General features: G+C 62.2%; 15 protein-coding genes. 9 read left to right on the top strand and 6 right to left on the bottom strand.

What is annotated here, in order from left to right:
• The 4 genes from VHX65_14750 to VHX65_14765 form a co-directional block, all read left to right on the top strand.
• A partial coding sequence (locus tag VHX65_14750) for a hypothetical protein (GenBank protein HEX3999807.1) occupies positions 1 to 229 on the top strand: 229 nt, incomplete at its 5' end.
• A 605-nt stretch (positions 230 to 834) separates the two neighbouring features.
• Positions 835 to 3,117: a primosomal protein N' gene (gene priA / locus VHX65_14755; protein ID HEX3999808.1), complete on the top strand. Its 2,283-nt coding sequence runs from the start codon at positions 835 to 837 to the stop codon at positions 3,115 to 3,117.
• Between the two features lie 81 nt (positions 3,118 to 3,198).
• Entirely contained in the window at positions 3,199 to 3,318 is a 120-nt protein-coding gene (locus VHX65_14760) for an addiction module protein (protein ID HEX3999809.1), read from the top strand.
• 101 nt (positions 3,319 to 3,419) lie between these two features.
• Positions 3,420 to 3,638, top strand: coding sequence for a hypothetical protein (locus VHX65_14765; GenBank protein ID HEX3999810.1), 219 nt, complete (start codon positions 3,420 to 3,422; stop codon positions 3,636 to 3,638).
• Positions 3,639 to 3,758: 120 nt separating this feature from the next.
• On the opposite strand, the gene VHX65_14770 is transcribed toward VHX65_14765, so the two are convergent.
• On the bottom strand, positions 3,759 to 4,547 hold the full coding sequence (locus VHX65_14770; GenBank protein ID HEX3999811.1) for a CPBP family intramembrane glutamic endopeptidase: 789 nt from the start codon (positions 4,545 to 4,547) through the stop codon (positions 3,759 to 3,761).
• 654 nt (positions 4,548 to 5,201) lie between these two features.
• Here VHX65_14770 and VHX65_14775 point away from each other — a divergent pair.
• Together VHX65_14775 and VHX65_14780 are read left to right on the top strand one after the other, a co-directional pair.
• Positions 5,202 to 6,248, top strand: coding sequence for a M28 family peptidase (locus VHX65_14775; GenBank protein ID HEX3999812.1), 1,047 nt, complete (start codon positions 5,202 to 5,204; stop codon positions 6,246 to 6,248).
• A gap of 129 nt (positions 6,249 to 6,377) precedes the next feature.
• Positions 6,378 to 7,028 (top strand): hypothetical protein, encoded by a 651-nt coding sequence (locus VHX65_14780; protein HEX3999813.1) that lies wholly within the window; start codon positions 6,378 to 6,380, stop codon positions 7,026 to 7,028.
• Positions 7,029 to 7,120: 92 nt separating this feature from the next.
• Here VHX65_14780 and VHX65_14785 read toward each other — a convergent pair whose 3' ends face one another.
• Positions 7,121 to 7,786: a tetratricopeptide repeat protein gene (locus VHX65_14785; protein HEX3999814.1), complete on the bottom strand. Its 666-nt coding sequence runs from the start codon at positions 7,784 to 7,786 to the stop codon at positions 7,121 to 7,123.
• A 137-nt stretch (positions 7,787 to 7,923) separates the two neighbouring features.
• Here VHX65_14785 and VHX65_14790 point away from each other — a divergent pair, with 137 nt between their 5' ends.
• Positions 7,924 to 9,102 (top strand): hypothetical protein, encoded by a 1,179-nt coding sequence (locus VHX65_14790; protein HEX3999815.1) that lies wholly within the window; start codon positions 7,924 to 7,926, stop codon positions 9,100 to 9,102.
• A 116-nt stretch (positions 9,103 to 9,218) separates the two neighbouring features.
• Here VHX65_14790 and VHX65_14795 read toward each other — a convergent pair whose 3' ends face one another.
• The 3 genes from VHX65_14795 to VHX65_14805 form a co-directional block, all read right to left on the bottom strand.
• Positions 9,219 to 10,880, bottom strand: coding sequence for a serine/threonine-protein kinase (locus tag VHX65_14795; GenBank protein ID HEX3999816.1), 1,662 nt, complete (start codon positions 10,878 to 10,880; stop codon positions 9,219 to 9,221).
• Between the two features lie 31 nt (positions 10,881 to 10,911).
• On the bottom strand, positions 10,912 to 11,586 hold the full coding sequence (locus VHX65_14800) for a sigma-70 family RNA polymerase sigma factor (protein ID HEX3999817.1): 675 nt from the start codon (positions 11,584 to 11,586) through the stop codon (positions 10,912 to 10,914).
• Between the two features lie 139 nt (positions 11,587 to 11,725).
• Entirely contained in the window at positions 11,726 to 12,622 is an 897-nt protein-coding gene (locus VHX65_14805; GenBank protein HEX3999818.1) for a right-handed parallel beta-helix repeat-containing protein, read from the bottom strand.
• 432 nt (positions 12,623 to 13,054) lie between these two features.
• On the opposite strand from VHX65_14805, the gene VHX65_14810 reads away from it, so the two are divergent.
• Together VHX65_14810 and VHX65_14815 are read left to right on the top strand one after the other, a co-directional pair.
• Positions 13,055 to 13,936 (top strand): hypothetical protein, encoded by an 882-nt coding sequence (locus VHX65_14810; GenBank protein ID HEX3999819.1) that lies wholly within the window; start codon positions 13,055 to 13,057, stop codon positions 13,934 to 13,936.
• Position 13,937: 1 nt separating this feature from the next.
• Positions 13,938 to 14,921: a hypothetical protein gene (locus VHX65_14815; GenBank protein ID HEX3999820.1), complete on the top strand. Its 984-nt coding sequence runs from the start codon at positions 13,938 to 13,940 to the stop codon at positions 14,919 to 14,921.
• 837 nt (positions 14,922 to 15,758) lie between these two features.
• On the opposite strand, the gene VHX65_14820 is transcribed toward VHX65_14815, so the two are convergent.
• Positions 15,759 to 17,024: a class I SAM-dependent rRNA methyltransferase gene (locus VHX65_14820; GenBank protein ID HEX3999821.1), complete on the bottom strand. Its 1,266-nt coding sequence runs from the start codon at positions 17,022 to 17,024 to the stop codon at positions 15,759 to 15,761.
• Positions 17,025 to 17,726: the final 702 nt, after the last annotated feature.

Here is a 17,726-nt window from a genome sequence, read left to right on the forward strand (position 1 = left end):
GAACTTCGACCGGCCGGACCCGGAACCGTGCGATTTGCTCGAAACCGCGGACGAGTTGAAAATCACGCTCATGCGCGGCAAGAACGGGACCATCTTTAGCTTCGAGCTATCGGGCGGCGCTGGTGCGCTTTTCAGCGACGAAGACGGCGATCCGGGCGCGACCCCGGAAGAATTCGCCGCACTGCGGAAGTTGATCGAGCGATTCGAGCGGAGGAGGCAACTGGATTGAGATTGCCCCCGCCTGGGCCTTCAACAGCAGCCCACTCCCGCTTATCGCGCGAGTGGGTGGCCTGGGCGGGGAGTTTTACTTTGAATCGCGTAGCACGCGATTAGACACATTGCACCCGCCAACGTGCAAAGACTCATGGCACCCCGCCGGAACGCGGCAGCGGGGCAATGGCGAGACGGGTTTTCAGAAAATCACCATAGAAGGCGACAGCCTTTCCAGTGCTGCACCATGCGGCGCTCGAGCGGCTTTTTTCTGCGCCGGTAAATTACCGGATTCGTTTCCGTCATACCGCAATTTCACGCAAAATAACGAACGGTACTAAAATGGCTTGCAATGCCGTTGTGAGTTGCTAAAATCGCAATATCTCTCGGGAAATTCAGGCTTTTTGACACCCCTCTTATAGCGTCTCCGAAGCCGAAGGTTACAAGTTCGAGCCTTGTCGGGGATATTTTTGATCTGGTCAGGTCGTCGAATGTGGCGCCCCGCTTTGGCGTACTGCCACTCTTTGAGCGTCGCCATAAAATAGCGTTGGCATCTAGCCGCGCGTCGCTCGCCAAAGCGTCGGATTTCTTCCGTCCTGTCCCCTCACCCTCGCCCTTCCTCCAATGCCCCAGCAGCATCTTTTCGACACGCGGCCGGCCGCTTGGGAGGAGGACGATGCGCGCGAGCGGCTTGTGGCCAGCGTGATTTTTCCGACCGGGCCGGATCAGCCGTTCGATTATGCGGTGCCGGATTCGCTGCGCGATCGAATCGAATGCGGCCGGCGGGTGCGCGCGCCGTTTGGCCGCGGCAATCGGGCGGTGGTGGGGTTTTGCGTGCAACTGGAAAACCGCCACGATGTGCGGCGGCAATTGAAATCGATCACTGACGTCGTCGATACGCGCAATCTGCTTTCCCCATCCATGCTGCGGCTGACTCGCTGGATGGCCGACCGCTATTTGTCGAGCTGGGGGCAGGCACTCGAAACCGTACTGCCGGCGGTGGTGCGCAAGCAAACCGCGCTAAAGCGAATCACGCTCGTCGGCATCAGCGCCGAGGCGGCAGGGCAAATCGATTCCTTGAAAGGCGCCACGCCGAAGCAACGCGAGATTCTCCACTATCTCGGCGGCCAACCGGCCCCGATTCCCACCGCAGCGCTGAAATCCGCGCTGGGCTGCACCGATGCCCCGATCGCCACGCTGCGGCGGAAGGGATGGATCGACGCCGTCGCGCGGATCGTGGTGCCCGAGGAAGCCCGGCTTCCCGTCCCGCCGCGCGAAGCCGACTATGTGCTCAATGCCGACCAGCGCGTGGCCCTCGACGCGATGCTCGCGGCATTGCATTCGCACGCGCAGCAAACGATCTTGATCCACGGCGTCACCGGTAGCGGCAAGACGGAAGTGTATATCCAGGCCATTCAGGAAGTCGTGCGATTCGGCCGGCAGGCGATCGTGTTGGTGCCCGAAATCAGCCTGACGCCGCAAACGCGCGACCGCTTTCGGGCCCGGTTCGACCATGTGGCCGTGCTGCATAGTCATCTGCGCGATGCGGAGCGAAACTGGCATTGGCAGCGGATCGCGGCGGGAGAAGTGTCGGTGGTCGTGGGGGCCCGCAGCGCCGTGTTCGCCCCGGTGCCCAATCTGGGGCTGATCATTCTCGACGAAGAGCATGAAACGAGTTTCAAGCAGGAAACCACGCCGCGCTACCATGCCCGAGAAGTGGCCCTGTGGCGAGCGCAGGCCGAAACGATTCCGCTCGTGCTCGGCTCGGCCACGCCCTCGCTGGAAAGCTGGCATCGGGCTCGGCAGGGCGAATTTCGCTTGGTCGAAATGCCGCGGCGCGTGCTCGATCGCCCGATGCCGGCGGTGGGCACGATCGATTTGCGCAATGAATTTCAGAATCGCCGCACCCGTGGCGCCGTGAGCCGCAAGCTTCATCAGAGCATCGCCGCCGCGCTCGAGCAGGGCGGGCAAGTGATCCTGTTATTGAATCGCCGCGGTTTTGCGACACACATTCAATGCCCCGCGTGCGGTTACGTGGTGCGATGTCCGCATTGCGATCTTGCCCTGACGCATCATCGGCAACTCGACATCGCGCTGTGCCACTATTGCGACTATCAAATGCCGGCGCCAGTGGCGTGCCCCGAGTGCGACTTCTCCGGCATTCGCTATGGCGGCGTGGGGACGCAAAAGCTCGAGGCCGAGATTCGCACGCGGTTCCCCGATGCCCGGGTGTTGCGCATGGACACCGACACGATGCAGGCCCCCGGCAGCCATGCCCGGGCGCTGGCGTCGTTTCGCGATGGCCAGGTCGACATCCTGCTTGGCACGCAGATGATCGCCAAGGGGCTCGATTTTCCACGAGTGACGCTTGTGGGCGTGGTGAATGCCGACACGGCGTTGCATTTACCCGATTTCCGCGCGGCGGAACACACGTTTCAATTGGTCACTCAAGTGGCGGGCCGCACGGGGCGCGGCGAGCGAGGCGGCCGCGTGGTCGTGCAGACATTTAGCCCCGACCATCCGGCGATCCGCTCGGCGATGAATCACGACTACGCCGCGTTTGCCCGGCAAGAGCTGCCGATTCGCGAGGCCCTATTGTATCCGCCGTTTGCCGAGATGGTGCGGCTGGTGGTGCGCGGCCCGGTCGAAGCCCCGGTGCGCGAGTTCATCGCCGAATTGGGCCGGCATTTCACGCGCGAGCTGAAACAGATCGACACGCAAAGCCGCTTGCTCGGCCCGGCCCCGGCCCCGTTCGCCAAGCTCCGCGGCATGTATCGCTACCACTTGCAGCTCCAAGCGATCGACGGAGCGAAACTGCGGGCGATGGTCCGCGAAGTGCTGGCCGCGATCGTTTGTCCCAACGAAATCCAATGGAGCGTGGACGTCGACCCGCTGGATATGTTGTAACCGGACCGAGCTAGCAGATAACAGTAAGTGATCGTTGTACACGCCTCGTCGGCCTCGAAACTTCGTCGGAATTCAAATCACATGAGCCAGTCCATCAATATTGCAGATATCAAGGCCCTAACTATCCCCGAGCGCATTCTCCGGGTCGAGGAGATCTGGGATAGCATCGTCGCCGAGGAAGAGGCGCTTCCGATCACGTAAGCCCAGCGAGATGAGTTGGACCGTCGCATCGCTCTCTCCGACGCTTCGCCAAGCGCCGGTTTTTCGTGGGAAGAGGTGAAGTCTCGGCTTCAGAAACGCGGATGAAACCGGCGCCGATTTTTCGCCCGGCGGCCGCAGCCGACCTTGATGAAGCAATGCGCTGGTACGACAGCCGCCAGAGCGGGTTGGGCGACGACTTCTTGCTCTGCGCAGGCGAAGCGATTGCGCGTATTTGTCGGAATCCAGAAATGTTCGCGATCGTCCACCGCGACGTGCGACAATTCGGCGGTTTCCGTACGCGATTTTCTATCGATTGTTGAACGACCGGGTCGTCGTGGTCGCTGTGCTCCACAATCGGCGTGAACCGACGAAGTGGGAAGAGCGTGGGTAGACCTGCCCAATCGCTTTCGGATCGGCCGTATCTCGGTCTGATTGGAGTGTCAAAGCGCGCCGGTGATTCCGTGGAGCAGCAGGCCGACGAGGATGTCGTAGAGCGCGTGGGTGCCGGCGGCGATGCCGAAGCCGCGGTAGACGAACAGCACGGCGAAGAATCCTCCCGCCACCGATCGAAACACGAAGCTCGAAATCTCCCACGTCTGGCCGTGCGGGCCGACGTAGTGGGCTGCCGAGAACACCAGGCTCGTGGCGACGACCGCCCCAACCAACGCCTGCCTCGGGCCGAGGCCCGACAGACGCAGTCCCCAGGCGGCCAGCGGCAAAAGTGTCAGGCGAAACAACACCTCTTCATAAATGCCGGCCCCGAAAAACGCGATCAGTTTGCCCCCCGCGCCGATCGCCGCCGACATCGAAGCCTGCACTGGCCAGTCGGGCGGGGCCGAGAGAAACATCGACAACAGAGCCCCTTGCAGCCGGGCAATCACCACCAACACCAGCCCCAGTAGAAAACACTCGGCAAACATCGCATACAGCACTCCCGGCACGACCTGCCATTTCTGGGCCGTCGTGTGGTGCCAACCAAGTAGAATCGCCACGGTCAGCGCTGGCAGCAAGAAATATTGGCCGAAGCCCAACAGGTCGAGAAACTGGCGGAGCCAGACATCGGCCCCATTGCGCATGGCCTGCGGGCCCAGCCACAACACGCCCCCCTCGTAGAGCAACAGCAGCGGGGCGACGAACACCAGGCAAGTCAACGGCCGGCGCGATTGCTGCCAGTAGTAGCCGCTCGTTTGCGGCCAACTACACGTATTTCCAAACAGCGCCGCAAGCATGCAATCGACCCAATTTTCCGAACGGGAGGTGAGGCGGGAGGCGGCGAGGTTGCGTCCGGCCAGCCCGAGGCCGCCAGGCACTTGGCGGCCGCCGGCCGGACGGCGGGGAGGGCGTGCCGAGCGGTCGGAACGTGGCGGGCATGCCGAACGCGAGCGACCGTTTTCGGTCAACGCACTTTGCGGTCGCTCAGGGAGGTAGTTCATTTTTCGGTCCTCCGCCGCAAGCGGCTTGAACGCTCGTCGATCGGCCGTTGTTCGTGTTAAGATCGCTTAAAGCGGACTGCCAATTCGCGGATCAGACAAGAAACGACCTCGACGACTACGGGACAATGGGCGCCATGCCCACGGCTTCGCGTGGGCATTTAATCCGAACCGCATGCTCACGCCGAGCCGTGAGCGCGGCACCCCGAATTCCGAAATGTCGGGGTTGTTTTCGGCGGCGACTAAACATCAGTGTCCGGTCGTGCTCCGGCCGTCACTTCGCTCTGTCCGTGGGGACGACGGGTTCGCGGCGGACGACAGCGAAATCGCCCGGTTTTCTGCGGTTCCTTGCATGCAACCGGATGCTTGGACATGTTCCGTCGTGCCCCGGACCATGAAAAACTGGCGAAGCTCGTCTTCTTACGATCCGCACTTTGAAATACAATTGAGCTTATGAACGCTTTACGACGCTTAGGGGGATTGGTCATGCGCTGGCTATCGGGCCAAACGCTTTTTGTTTGCGCCGTGGCGGGCGCGGCTGCATTGGTGGGTGGATGGTTGCTGGTGCGCGCCAACGTGCCGGATGCCGAGGTGGTGGCGTCTCCAAAGCTGACGCTGGAGAATATCCCCTTCAACGGCACCGAGACCTACGACTATCTCAAGGCGATTTGCAAAATCGGACCGCGGCCAAGCGGTTCGGCCGGCATGGTCGCCCAGCAAAAAATGCTGGCCGACCATTTTCAGAAGTTGGGCGGCGCGGTGCGGATGCAAGAGTTCCGGGCCCGCAACCCGCTCGACGGCAGCCCGGTGCCAATGGCCAATATGATCGTCACCTGGCATCCAGACCGCAAAGAACGCATTCTCTTAGCCGCGCATTACGACACCCGGCCGTATCCCGATGAAGATAAGCACCATCCGAAGGGAGTGTTCATCGGGGCCAACGACGGCGCGAGCGGCGTGGCCATCTTGATGGAATTGGCGAAGTCGATGCCGACATTGAACACGCCGTTCGGCGTCGATTTCGTGTTGCTCGACGGGGAGGAATTCGTGTTCAAGCAACACGATCGCGGGTTCTTCCCTGGATCGGGCGATCCGATGTTTCTCGGGGCGGAATATTTTGCCCGCGACTACGCCAGCCAACCGCCGCCCTACAAATACCGTTGGGGCGTGTTGCTCGACATGGTCGGCGGCGCCGAACTGCGAATCGGCGAGGAACAGAACAGTTGGTCGTGGGAAGACACCCGGCCGCTGGTCAAGCAACTCTGGGGCGTGGCCGACAAGCTCGGCGTTCACGAGTTCATCCCGCATCGTATGGAAAACGTCTTGGATGACCACCTCCGCCTCCACGAAATCGGCAAAATCCCTACCTGCGATGTAATCAGCTTTCTCGCCTATTTGCCCTACTGGCACACCGAACAAGACACGCCCGCCCATTGCTCGGCCTTGTCGCTGGCCAAAGTCGGCTGGGTGATGCAAGAATGGCTGAAGCAGGCTAAATAACGGCGCGGCAAAAACCGGTGGCTAGCGCCTGGCTGCTCAATATGGCGCCACGTATGTTAGCGGCAAGGCGCTAGCCGCCGGTTGGCAACTCGCGCATCTTGTCATGCAAATGCGTAGGATTTGCCATCGATGGACTCCGTTCACTCGCTCTTGGCGTTTGCGCCGCTTGGCCTATATCTAATCGGTCTGGGGATTGTCCACTGGCGGCGGCGGCCGATGGTGCTGACCGGCTCGACCGACATCTCTCTGCTGGCCGTGGCGGTCGTTGGGTTCGTTGTGGCCGGGCCGATGGAGTTCTTGTTTCCCGCGGCCCTTCCATTCCCTGCTCGCTACGTATGGCTGTCGCTATTGCTCAGCTACAGCCTGCTGGTGACGCTTTGGAACCTTTTGGCCCGGCCGCGGCTGATCGTGCTCAACATGACGTCCGATCAATTGCGGCCGATCCTCGTCGAGATCGCCGCGCGGCTGGATAGCCGTCCGCAATGGGCCGGCGACGGTTTGGCGCTCGAGGAACTTGGCGTGCAACTGCATCTCGAAGATTATCCGCCGATGCGAACCGTCTCGCTGGTCGCCACAGGATCGCGACAAAGCGAAACAGGCTGGGCACGTTTGCATAAAGAACTGAAGGCCGGAGTGCGCGGCATCGATTTTCCCGACCGCCGTCGCGGCTATGCCCTCGCCGCTCTCGGCCTGCTGATGCTTGCCTGGCCGCTGGCCGAAACGATCGCAATGGGTGGCCCAATGATCGCCCAAAAACTCGCCGACATGCTGCGGCTATGAGTCAGCGTAGTAGGCACACTCCGTGTGCCGGCGGCGATGCCAATTCGCGCTCGCTCCCAATCACACGCCGCTAAAACGCTGCTCCATCGCCGTTATTGCTTCTTCTTCAGCGAGCGCTCGAGATATTGCACGTTCGCGCGGATGCCGTCGAGCTCGGGATTGAGATTCAACGCGCGGCGGAAGGCTTGCAGGGCGGCCGTCTGGTCGCCGAGCCGAAGATAGCATTGGCCCATTCCGGCGGCGGCGCCGAAATGGTAGGGATTGATCTCCAATGCTTGCCGGCAATCGTGGATCGATTGCTCGTAATGGGCCAGGCCGTATTGAGCGATTGCCCGTTGGTTCCACACCTCGGCTAGCCACGGCGCTTCGCGGATCAGTGCCGTCGCATCGCGCAGGGCGACGGCATATTCGTGCGTGCGGTTGAGCATCACCAAGCCGGCCAATTGCTGTCGCTGCGGGGCCGTGCCGGTTCGGCACCAGACCGAGCGGATCGCCGTTTCGGCCATCAGCCGCACGCCGCGATCCGTATCGCTGAGCGCTCGGCCGAGCACGGCGTTCGATTCGTAGTCGGCGATGAATCCCAGGGCCAGCACCGCCGATCGCCGCACAAGCCGCTCCCCGACAGCGGCCAGCCGGCAAAGCGTGGCGACGGTGTAGCGCTGCGTCGTGCGATGAATAAACGCCGCGGTGTCCTGATCGGCGAGATACTGTTGATACAGTTCGCCGAGAACGGGTTTGCGGGTAAATTCGCTTTGCATGACTGTGTTGGGCGAGGTTTTCAGACGGCGTTGGCATGCGCGATGTCGTATTTGTTAGTGTAATCAGAATCAAAAAGAATTAAACTGAAAAGCGGGATTTTCCGGTGCTTCGGGGTGCCGCTACCAAGGGATTTGCCATGCCGCCGATTATCCGAATCGTAGGGCGCCCGTCGCTTTTCGCGGTCGCTTGCAGTGCGGCCATTCTCTGCACCGCTACGAGACCGACGCCGGTTCGTGGCAACGAACACCCGGCCAACTGGCTTACCGGCGAAACGCTCTGCGCGCAGCTCGATCAAAAAGTTTCGATCACATGGTCGTCGCGTTCCGGTGTGCCGTTGCGGCAGGCGCTGATGCATCTAGCCCAGTCGCAGCAGGTGGCAATTCTGCTCGATCGGCGAGTTGATCCGGACCAAAAAATTGAATTCACGTCCGACGATCGGACGCTCGATGCGACGCTCAAGCTGATCGCCGCGAAGCTTTCGATCGGCGTCGGGCAAGTCGGCTCGGTGATTTACTTCGGGCCCGAATTGACGGCCCACAAAATCCGCACGCTCGCGGCGTTGCGCTACGAAGACGTGCGGCGTTTGCCGGTGGACGCCCGATCCAATTTCACGCGCCTACGGCCATGGAAATGGGATGATTTGGCGATGCCGCGAGATTTGCTCGGCCAGTTGTCGAAGCAATGCGGCATTCAGATCCAGGGCACCGACCAGATTCCGCACGATCTGTGGGGTGCGGCCGATTTGCCGCCGATGAATTTCTGCGACCGGCTGACACTCGTCGCCGCGCAGTTTGATCTGACATTCTCGCTCGACCCGGCCGGCCACAGCGTGCGTCTCGAGCCGATTCCCTCGTCGGTCGAAATCAGCCACGATTATGCCCTTTCATCAACAATCGAGGGCGGCCCGCGGGCTTTCGCCGCGAAGATGTCGAAATCGCTCGCAGGGGCGAAGGTCGTTTACAGCGCAGGGAAGCTAACCGTGCGCGGCTCGGCCGAGGATCAGGATTTCGTGCGAACATTGCTCGCAGGAGGCCGGGCCAAACAAACCACGGTCACGAAAGGCGAAAAACGCTACACGCTGCCGGTCGCGTCGATGGCCGTCGGCGATTTGATCCGCGCACTCGGCCATCGGCTCAAGCTCGACGTGCAAGTCGACGACGCAGCCATCCAAGCCGCCGGGCTTTCGCTCAATACCGAAGTGAAAGTGAATGTCAACAACGCAACCGAAGACGAACTATTGCACGACGTGCTCGACCCGGCCGGGTTGACCTTCGATCGCAAAGCGGGCGGAATCACCGTGCGGCCGAAGAAGTGAGGGAAGAAAGTGGCCAGGGTCGGGGGCCAGAGGCCAGTGACGCGACGCGCGAAACCGCAAGCGAGCTTCCATCTCAGTCGGCTTGGAAGCTCGCTTGCGGTTTCGCGCGTTTGCCGTTATCCCGCTGCCTGCACTCGGCGCTGGCGATAATACTTCAAGCCGGGGGCGAAAAAGCAGATTCCGGTAACGATGCCGAAGATCGTGTGGCCGAACTCCGGCCAGAGGGCCATCACGCCGGCGGTGAGAAACGATGCGACGGCCTGCACGTAAAACTCGCCGCTCAAGATGCCCGCCTTCACGACGAACACCATCCCACTGATCAACCCCAGCACCGGCGAGAGCTTCAACACCGGCAACCGCAGCAGCCATTCGATCACGAACAATTCGACGCTGGCAATCACCGCCGCCCCCCACAGGTGCGCGATCTGCCGCTCGATGAACGTCACCGGGCCGGCCCGCCGCCGCAGGGCCCAAAAGATCGGCGCCCACACGGCGAATCCGCCGGCCCAAATCCATAGATACGGCCAGCGCGACGCCACATGCTGCCACACCAACAGGTTCGTCGCCAGGCATAGCCCGAGCAGCACGACGCTGTGCCACATCCACAATAGTCCCCAATTCTCCAACAGCGGCGCATGGTGCGTCTCGCGGAACACGCGGGCGATCACTTGCGTGAACCCGCCGCTGCGGGCCGACACCGGTTCGCCCGATAGATAGGCGTTCAAATCCGCCGCCAAACGTTCGGCCGATGGATAACGCAGTTGAGCCGGCTTTTGCAGACATTTCAGCGCGATCATTTCCAGATCGCGATCGGCCCGGGCGTTCAACATCCGCGGCGGCACCGGGTCTTGCTCGAGCACCATCAGCAGCGTGTCGACCGGCGAGGCGGTTTGAAACGGCGGCCGGCCGGTGAGCATCTGATACAGAATCGTGCCCAAGCTATACACATCGCTTGCCGGGCCGATCACGCCGCGGCGGCCATCGGCTTGCTCGGGCGACATGTAGCTCGGCGTGCCGACGATCGCGCCGGTGAGCGTCGGGCCGTGTTGATCGGTGATCCGCTTCGCGAGGCCGAAATCGGTCACGTGCGGCTGGCCTTCGTCGTCGATCAAGATATTCGACGGCTTTAGATCGCGATGCAGCAGCCCATGCCGATGCGCGAAGTGGATCGCCTTGGCCACCGGCACCAACAGCGCCGCCGCCTCGCGCGGCTCGAGCGGTCCGTCGGCCAATTGCCGGGCGAGCGTCGTGCCGGCCACGAATTTCATACTGAAATAGGGCTGGCCATCGAGATCGCCGACTTCATACACCGGCACGATATTCGGATGATCCAATTTCGCCGCCGCTTCGGCCTCGGCTCGAAACCTCGCCCGATCGGCAGCGGTGGCCAGTTGGCCGCGCAAAATCATCTTCACCGCCACAATTCGATCGAGACTGATCTGCCGGGCTCGATACACGACTCCCATGCCGCCGCGGCCAAGTTCTTCCAATAATTCGTAGTCGCCAAGGCGGGCAGGCAACGCGACGCGCGGCGTGGATAGTGCCACGGTCGGCGCTTGTGAAGGAGATATGGCGGCTTCTTTGGCATCGGACACATGCGAGGCTACCGCGTCGGCGAGCATCACCGCGCCCCACAGTTCCCGCAGCTCGTCGGCGAGATCGGGATGCGCGGCAACCGTCTCATCGAGCGTCGCGCCACGTCCCGCCTGCTGGGCATCGGTCAATTCAACCAGCAGCTTGGAGAGGCGAAGATCGCGATCGTCGACGGCGGTGGGCATCGGGGTGAGGGTGAGGGGGAAGGGTGAGGGGTTAGGACGGCTGCGGACGGTCGTCGGTTTGGTCTCCTTCGGCTTCCGGCTTGCCGCCTGCGGTCTTTTCGAGATGCGCCCGCAGGCGGCGCATGGCGCGCAGGTAGCGCATGCCGGCGGCGGGTTCGCTGAGGCCGAGCACTTGCGCCACGTCGCCATTCGAGAGGTGCTCGAAATGCCGCAGCAACACCACTTCGCGATCCTGCTCGTCCATGTGTTCCAGGGCCTGCTGAAACCGTACTTGCAGTTCGTGCCACGTCGCGGCGGCGGCGGGCGTGAGCTCGGGATCGACCAATTCGGCCGCCAGGTCGAGCGTCGATTGGTCGAGCTTCGCCGGGGCTACGAGCGGCTGTTCGCGATCGACGCTCCGCCGAGCCGCGACACGATGCCGCCGATGGGCATCGATCAAGCGATCGCGGGCCATATGCCGCAGCCAAAGATGAAACGGCATCGCCGGATGGGCCAGATATTCTTCCAGCCGCCGATGCGCGTCGAGCAACACATCCTGCACGATGTCGCTGGCATCGATCCGCCGGCCGATGCCGCGATCCATCCGCAGATCGATCATCCGCCGCAGGGCCGCCCGATGCCGATCGAGCAGCCGATTCACGGCCGTCGTATCGCCGCCGCGCGCCGCGGCCAAGAGTTCTTGCGTTTCATCGGAATTGGGCCACATGATAGGGTCCAGTGTAACCTCCGCACGCCAAGCGGCGAGAGGGGCCCGACGCGCGAAATCGCAAGCGAGCGACGGGCCGACACGGCCAAATAGGCCCTTGCCCGATCCGAGCCACGAACCCCGAACCCCAGACCACGGCTCACTCCCCCACTTCGCGGCCATCGATCAATAGCCGGCCACCGTGGATCAGCCAATTCGGCGCCGATTTGGGAATCAGTTCGCAGCCGACGGCGCTCGTGACGCTCGGCCCCTCGATGTGCAGTTGGCTCTGGCCGTTGCCTTCGACAAGGCAGCCGTCGAGCGTGGCGTGCGAAGCGCCGCATACGGCAATGCCGCTACGGCCGTTCCACCGGGCGGTGATGTGGTCGAGCGTCGTGCCGCTGCCGACATCCTGGCAATTGATCCCGTCGAGCTCGAAGCCTTGCACGACGAGATTCGTGATCACCAGTTGCTCGACTTTGTAGAGCGTCAGCCCGACCTGCAATTGGGCATAGCTCAGCGAATATTGCTGCGGCAATCGGCCCGGCTCGACGCAGAAATAAATCCAGCCATCGTGGAGCGTCCACTCCAGCGGCTTCAATAGCGGCGGCATTTCTTCCGCCGGGGTCGCCGCAACGCGAGCCAGCGGTTGGCCTTGAAGGAAAAGCATTCCGAAAGCCATGTGCGTCGGCCGCATGCGAAACACGTTGCCGCCGGCCGACCGCCAACCCCCGGCCGGGGCCGAGCCGTCGAGTGTCGCGCCGTTGCCGTCGATCACCAGCGGCTTGAAGCTGAACCCGCTATGCCGCGGGCCGGAAAGACTGACCGATTCGTGATACGGCACGCCGGTGTTGGCCACGATGATGCGATCGCCCGAGTCGGCCAGCCGCAGCGCTTTGGCGAGCGACTGAACCGGCCCCGCGGAGCCGCCTTGTGTCGCGAATCGGCCATCGAAATGGTCGTCGCCGGCGCGATTGTTCACGAAGATATCGCGCCCCGCGGCCGGAAGGGCATACAAACCGGTCGCCGCCGCAACCGCCAGAATCAAGCATCGCATTGAGTTTCGCTCCCAAGAGAATTCGGCGCAACCGGGGTCTGGCTCATTTTTCGGCGCCGCTCGACCCGAACCACCCCCGAGCCCTCCGCCGAAAAATGTGCCTGACCCCCTTGCGGCCGACCCTTGCGCCGCGAACCCGCCTACCCCCAAACCAACCGCGAATTCGGCCCGCCGGTTTACATTCACTGTATCGTCTGCTTATTATAGGCGAGTTCGACAGCGAATAGGTTTTCCTGTTGCGGCGATTGTGCGGACTGCGCAAGCCAGGCGATCACGGATTGAGCGGCTGCCCCATACAATCCGATACGTCAACATCGCGGCGTGTACATCGCAGTTTGATCGGCATCCTTGATCGATTCGCCACGTCCCTCTGCGGACGGCTTGAATCGCCATAATCCTCGGCCGCAATCGGGCGGGGCCAAAATTTCTACGATGGCTGTTTCTCCCAATTCCGCATCGTCCAATTCCGCGACCAAGGAAGAAATCGCGCTGCCGAGCGAACTGTTTCGCACGGTCGTGTCGCTGCTGGTGGTGATCCACCTGTTCGTCGTCGGCGTCGCGATGCTGACGAACAACCGCAACGGCATCTGCACGTTGCTCATGAATGTCAAGACGCTGACGCCCGGCGTCGAACCGTATCTTTCGCAATTGTGGCTCGACCACGGCTACGATTACAACTTCATCGAACTGATGCCGGAGTTCGAGGACACGGCATCGCTCGACTGGCCGTACCATCTCGAAGCGACGCTCGACTACGGATCTGGCCGCGCGCCGGAGATCGTCGAATTGCCGGAGGCCAAGACCGAACCAGCCGACCGGCGCCAGCGCTTGCAACAACTGGCATTCGCGTTGGCGGAATATTCCAAATGGCCGGAAGGCCCCGACATTCCCGACGTCTTCAACGATCGGCGGCATCGTATCGGCGGCTCGATCGGGGCCGGCCTGTTGCGCGAGCATCCCGGTGCCAAATTCGTCACCCTGCGCTGGTATTACCATCGCGGCAAGCTGCACCCCGAAACATTGATGGCCGAACTGCCTGCGTGGACGCCCACCGATCCGCGCTATTTCACCACGATCGGCCGGATGCGCGTCGAGCTTTCCGACGACGGAACGCCCGAATCGATCGACATCTTGCCGCAAGGAGAAGTGGCCCCGCTGAAATCGGAGACCATCAAGTCGGAGACCATGAAGTCGGAGGCAAAGCCCGCCGCTGAAGCGCCGGCAAAATCGGCTCCGACAAATAATGCGCCCGCAAGCCGGCCGCCGACGACGGACAACAACTCGGCTCCCCAATCCAAAACGGAGTCGAACTGAAATGCACTCGATCGGCGATTATTTTCGCACGCTCTTCGACCGATTCGGCAAAGGCTGGAATCGATTTTGGTTTGCACCGCGCGACCCGCTGACATTGGGCATGATTCGGATCCTCACCGCCGCGATGGCGATCGCGCTTTACTTGACGTATCTGCCCGATCTAACCCGACTGTTTGGACCCGACGGATTGTTGTCGCGCGACGCGATGCTCGATATGCGCGACCGGGTGCCGGTGTTCTCGACGTTCGATTGGGCGAGAAGCACGGCGGCGCTGTGGATTTTTTATTGGGCCGGCGCCGCGGCGCTCGCGGCGATGCTCGTCGGACTGTTCACGCGCGTGACGTCCGTGCTGGCGCTAGTGGCCGTGTTGTCGTTGATTTATCGCGGACCGATGCTGGCCCGGCCGGTCGACGATATCGTCGCCATGCTGATGTTCTATCTGTGCTTGGGCCCCTGCGGTCGGACGCTTTCGATCGATGCCTGGATTCAGCGAATGCGCAGCACTTCGAGCGGCACGGCGAGAAGCATTGTTCCGAGTAGCGCGGCGACGATTTCAACGCGCCTAATCCAAGTCCATTTGAGCGCCATTTACTTTGCAATGGCATTCGCCAAACTACGCGGCACCATCGGCACGAGTATTTGGTGGGACGGTTCGGCCGTCTGGGACTTGATGGCCAGGCCCGAATATCCGCTCGTGAATCTCAGCGGACTCGGGTTCAGTGACCCAGGCTGGTATTTCATCAACATTTGGACCCTGGCGATCCTCGCGTTCGAGTTTAGCTTCGCGATTCTGATCTGGAATCGCCTTGCTCGCCCGTTGCTGTTGGGCATTTCGCTCATCATGTGGGTCGGCACCGCGCTACTGACCGGGATGGTCAGCTTCGCCGTGATCATGCTTGTCGCCGGCTTGGCGTTCATTCCACCGGCGACGCTCCGCGGCTGGCGGCGTTCGCCACTGGAGCCGGCAGTGCAAGCGAGGGACTAAAGCCCCGCCAAGAACACAAGGCCCGAAGCGTAAGCGAGGACGCGCCCCGTTGCGAGATCGCCCTCAACACAAGCCCGAGCGTAAGCGAGGATGCGCCCCGTTGCGGGATCGTCCTCACGAACGCATCAATCCAATCTGCATTCGGCTGTGCCGCCTGCAGCGAGACGATGCCGCCGTTGCGGCGCTCCCTCGCTAACGCTTCGGGCTTGTGTTGCTTCACAGCAACGATTTCGGAACGTGGGCCGGTTGTTCGGCGGCAACTCGTCGGCCGAATCGTTTTCGCCATCCCAAAATCCAGCGTCGACGCAACACAAGCCCGAAGCGTAAGCGAGGACGCGCCCCGTTGCGAGATCGCCCTCAACACAAGCCCGAAGCGTAAGCGAGGACGCGCCCCATTGCGGGATCGCCCTCACGAACGCATCAATCCAATGTGCATTCGGCTGTGCCGCCTGCAGCGAGACGATGCCGCGGTTGCGGCGCTCCCTCGCTAACGCTTCGGGCTTGTGTTGCTTCACAGCAACGATTTCGGAACGTGGGCCGGTTGTTCGGCGGCAACTCGTCGGGCAAATCGCTTTCGCTATCCCAAAATCCAGCGTCGACGCAACACAAGCCCGAAGCGTAAGCGAGGACGCGCCCCGTTGCGGGATCGCCCTCAACACAAGCCCGAAGCGTAAGCGAGGATGCGCCCCGTTGCGGGATCGCCCTCACGAACGCATCAATCCAATGTGCATCCGGCTGTGCCGCCTGCAGCGAAACGATGCCGCCGTTGCGGCGCTCCCTCGCTAACGCTTCGGGCTTGTGTTGCGCCACAAAGATTTGCGCGTTGGGCTCCGGACCTTAAACCGCGCGGCAGATGAAGCACTTCAGATATTCGCTTTCCAAACAGCTTGCGGCGATCGGGTGATCGGCCGCCGCGCCGCGTTGCTCGAGCACTTGGATGTCGCGGCCGGTGCGCTGGGCGACGCCGCCGAGCATGTGCAGAAAATCTTCCCGTGTCACGTGGCCCGAGCAACTGCATGTGACCAAGATTCCGCCTGGCTCGAGCAACTCGACCGCCATGCGATTGAGCCGGTGATAAGCCATCAAGGCATCGTCGACGGCCGCACGGCTGCGGGCAAACTTCGGTGGATCGAGGACGACGGCGCCAAACCGCTCGCCGCCCGCCGCGAGTGAATCGAGCGTTTGAAATCCGTCGCCGACTTGAAAGTGCAGATTCGCCACGCCGTTCAGTTCCGCATTTGCTCGGGCAAGCGAGACTGCTTTTTCGCTGCCATCGACGGCGAGCACTTCGCTCGCTCCGCCCAGCTTCGACGCGGCAATTCCGAAGCCGCCGCTGTAGCAAAATAGATCCAACACCCGCCGGCCGCGGCAATAGTTGGCGGCCGCACGGCGATTCTCGCGCTGATCGAGATAAAAACCGGTCTTCTGCCCTTCACGCAGATCGACGCCGAAGCGGAGCCCGTTTTCTTCGATGAAAATCGGCCCGCTCGGCAATTGGCCCCAATGAGTTCCCTCGGCAAGATGGATGCCTTCGATCTGCCCCAGCCCGCGCTCATTGCGGAGCGCGATTCCGCGCGGACGAACCAATTCCATCAGCGCCCTGGTGATCTGTTCCAGGCGGTTGGCGATTGCCAATGCCGTCGGCTGCACGGCCAGGTATTCGCCATAGCGATCGACCACCAATCCGCTCAAGCCATCGGCTTCGCTGAACACCAGCCGGGCCGCGCCGTGCGGATCGGTGTAGCCGAGTTGCCGCCGCAACGCGAGGGCCGTTTCCAATCGGCGACGGAAAAACGCGTCGTCGAGCAATTCCGTCGGCGACCAAGTGTAGAGCCGCACGCGAATTCGGCTTTGCGAATTGTAGAGTCCGCGGGCAACGAAGCGTCCTTTGTCGGAAATCAGCTCGACGACATCGCCATCAGCCGCCGCGCCCTCGATCCGAGCAATCGCCGATTCGAGCACCCAAGGATGCCGCCCAAAAAAGGGCCGCACCTTGCGCGGCTTGAGAATCACCTGCGCGACTCCCGAGCCCGGAGCGCTAACGCGTTGGCCTGCGTCGAGCGGCAAATCTACTTCGGTTTCATGATCCACGGTTTTGGCCACGGCAACACATCCAATCGACGGCGGGAGAAATGAACGGCGGAAACTAGATTGTAGGCTGGATGGCGTCCGTCAGGGAGTGCCCCGGCGGCGTGGACCCCATGCTTCGACCGCCCTCCCGCCGTGTCATTTGAACCCGCCCGCCCGCAATCTCACCATCGACACGGCCGCCAGGCTGGCGATCAGCAGGCCATAGACGATTGTTGCCTTCCAACTACCGTCGCCGCTGGGCTTGTCGCCGATTGCCCGGCCGTGTGCCGTCTGCCCCGCTCTGTGCGCAACCCGCCGCGGAGCGCAGACGGCACACGGAGTGTGCCTGCTACGTTGGCGCCTTATTCGAAATTCATCGTTCGCCGCAATTTTCTGTTGGAATTCGAGCCACGCTTTATGGCATGCTACGCACAGACGACTCGGCTCGAGGCACTTGAGACGGACGACGCGGGAGAAGGCTACAGGCTACAGGCTACAGGACGAAGCATGTCCGCCTCCGGCGGACGTGCCCTGCTTACCTGAAGCCTGTAGCCTCTTCCGCACCACGCGGCGCCGGCGGCTGGTTCTTGTCCTATGGCGCTGCTAGTCCGTCTTGCTGTACAACGGTCGAACTGCTTGCGGTCGACGGCAAGCGGAGCGATTCAGCGTACCGGCCCCACCGTTTGCGGCCTGATCTCCGCAATAGATCGGACCAGGTAGTGTTTGCCGAGAAGT

Source organism: Pirellulales bacterium (genome assembly GCA_036267355.1).
GTDB lineage: Bacteria > Planctomycetota > Planctomycetia > Pirellulales > DATAWG01 > DATAWG01.

What these genes read in the sequence shown, in the direction of transcription:
- priA (HEX3999808.1), top strand. Translation starts at nt 835, where the DNA reads ATGCCCCAGCAGCATCTTTTCGACACGCGGCCGGCCGCTTGGGAGGAG.
- VHX65_14760 (HEX3999809.1), top strand. Translation starts at nt 3,199, where the DNA reads ATGAGCCAGTCCATCAATATTGCAGATATCAAGGCCCTAACTATCCCC.
- VHX65_14765 (HEX3999810.1), top strand. Translation starts at nt 3,420, where the DNA reads ATGAAACCGGCGCCGATTTTTCGCCCGGCGGCCGCAGCCGACCTTGAT.
- VHX65_14770 (HEX3999811.1), bottom strand. Translation starts at nt 4,547, where the DNA reads ATGCTTGCGGCGCTGTTTGGAAATACGTGTAGTTGGCCGCAAACGAGC.
- VHX65_14775 (HEX3999812.1), top strand. Translation starts at nt 5,202, where the DNA reads ATGAACGCTTTACGACGCTTAGGGGGATTGGTCATGCGCTGGCTATCG.
- VHX65_14780 (HEX3999813.1), top strand. Translation starts at nt 6,378, where the DNA reads ATGGACTCCGTTCACTCGCTCTTGGCGTTTGCGCCGCTTGGCCTATAT.
- VHX65_14785 (HEX3999814.1), bottom strand. Translation starts at nt 7,786, where the DNA reads ATGCAAAGCGAATTTACCCGCAAACCCGTTCTCGGCGAACTGTATCAA.
- VHX65_14790 (HEX3999815.1), top strand. Translation starts at nt 7,924, where the DNA reads ATGCCGCCGATTATCCGAATCGTAGGGCGCCCGTCGCTTTTCGCGGTC.
- VHX65_14795 (HEX3999816.1), bottom strand. Translation starts at nt 10,880, where the DNA reads ATGCCCACCGCCGTCGACGATCGCGATCTTCGCCTCTCCAAGCTGCTG.
- VHX65_14800 (HEX3999817.1), bottom strand. Translation starts at nt 11,586, where the DNA reads ATGTGGCCCAATTCCGATGAAACGCAAGAACTCTTGGCCGCGGCGCGC.
- VHX65_14805 (HEX3999818.1), bottom strand. Translation starts at nt 12,622, where the DNA reads ATGCGATGCTTGATTCTGGCGGTTGCGGCGGCGACCGGTTTGTATGCC.
- VHX65_14810 (HEX3999819.1), top strand. Translation starts at nt 13,055, where the DNA reads ATGGCTGTTTCTCCCAATTCCGCATCGTCCAATTCCGCGACCAAGGAA.
- VHX65_14815 (HEX3999820.1), top strand. Translation starts at nt 13,938, where the DNA reads ATGCACTCGATCGGCGATTATTTTCGCACGCTCTTCGACCGATTCGGC.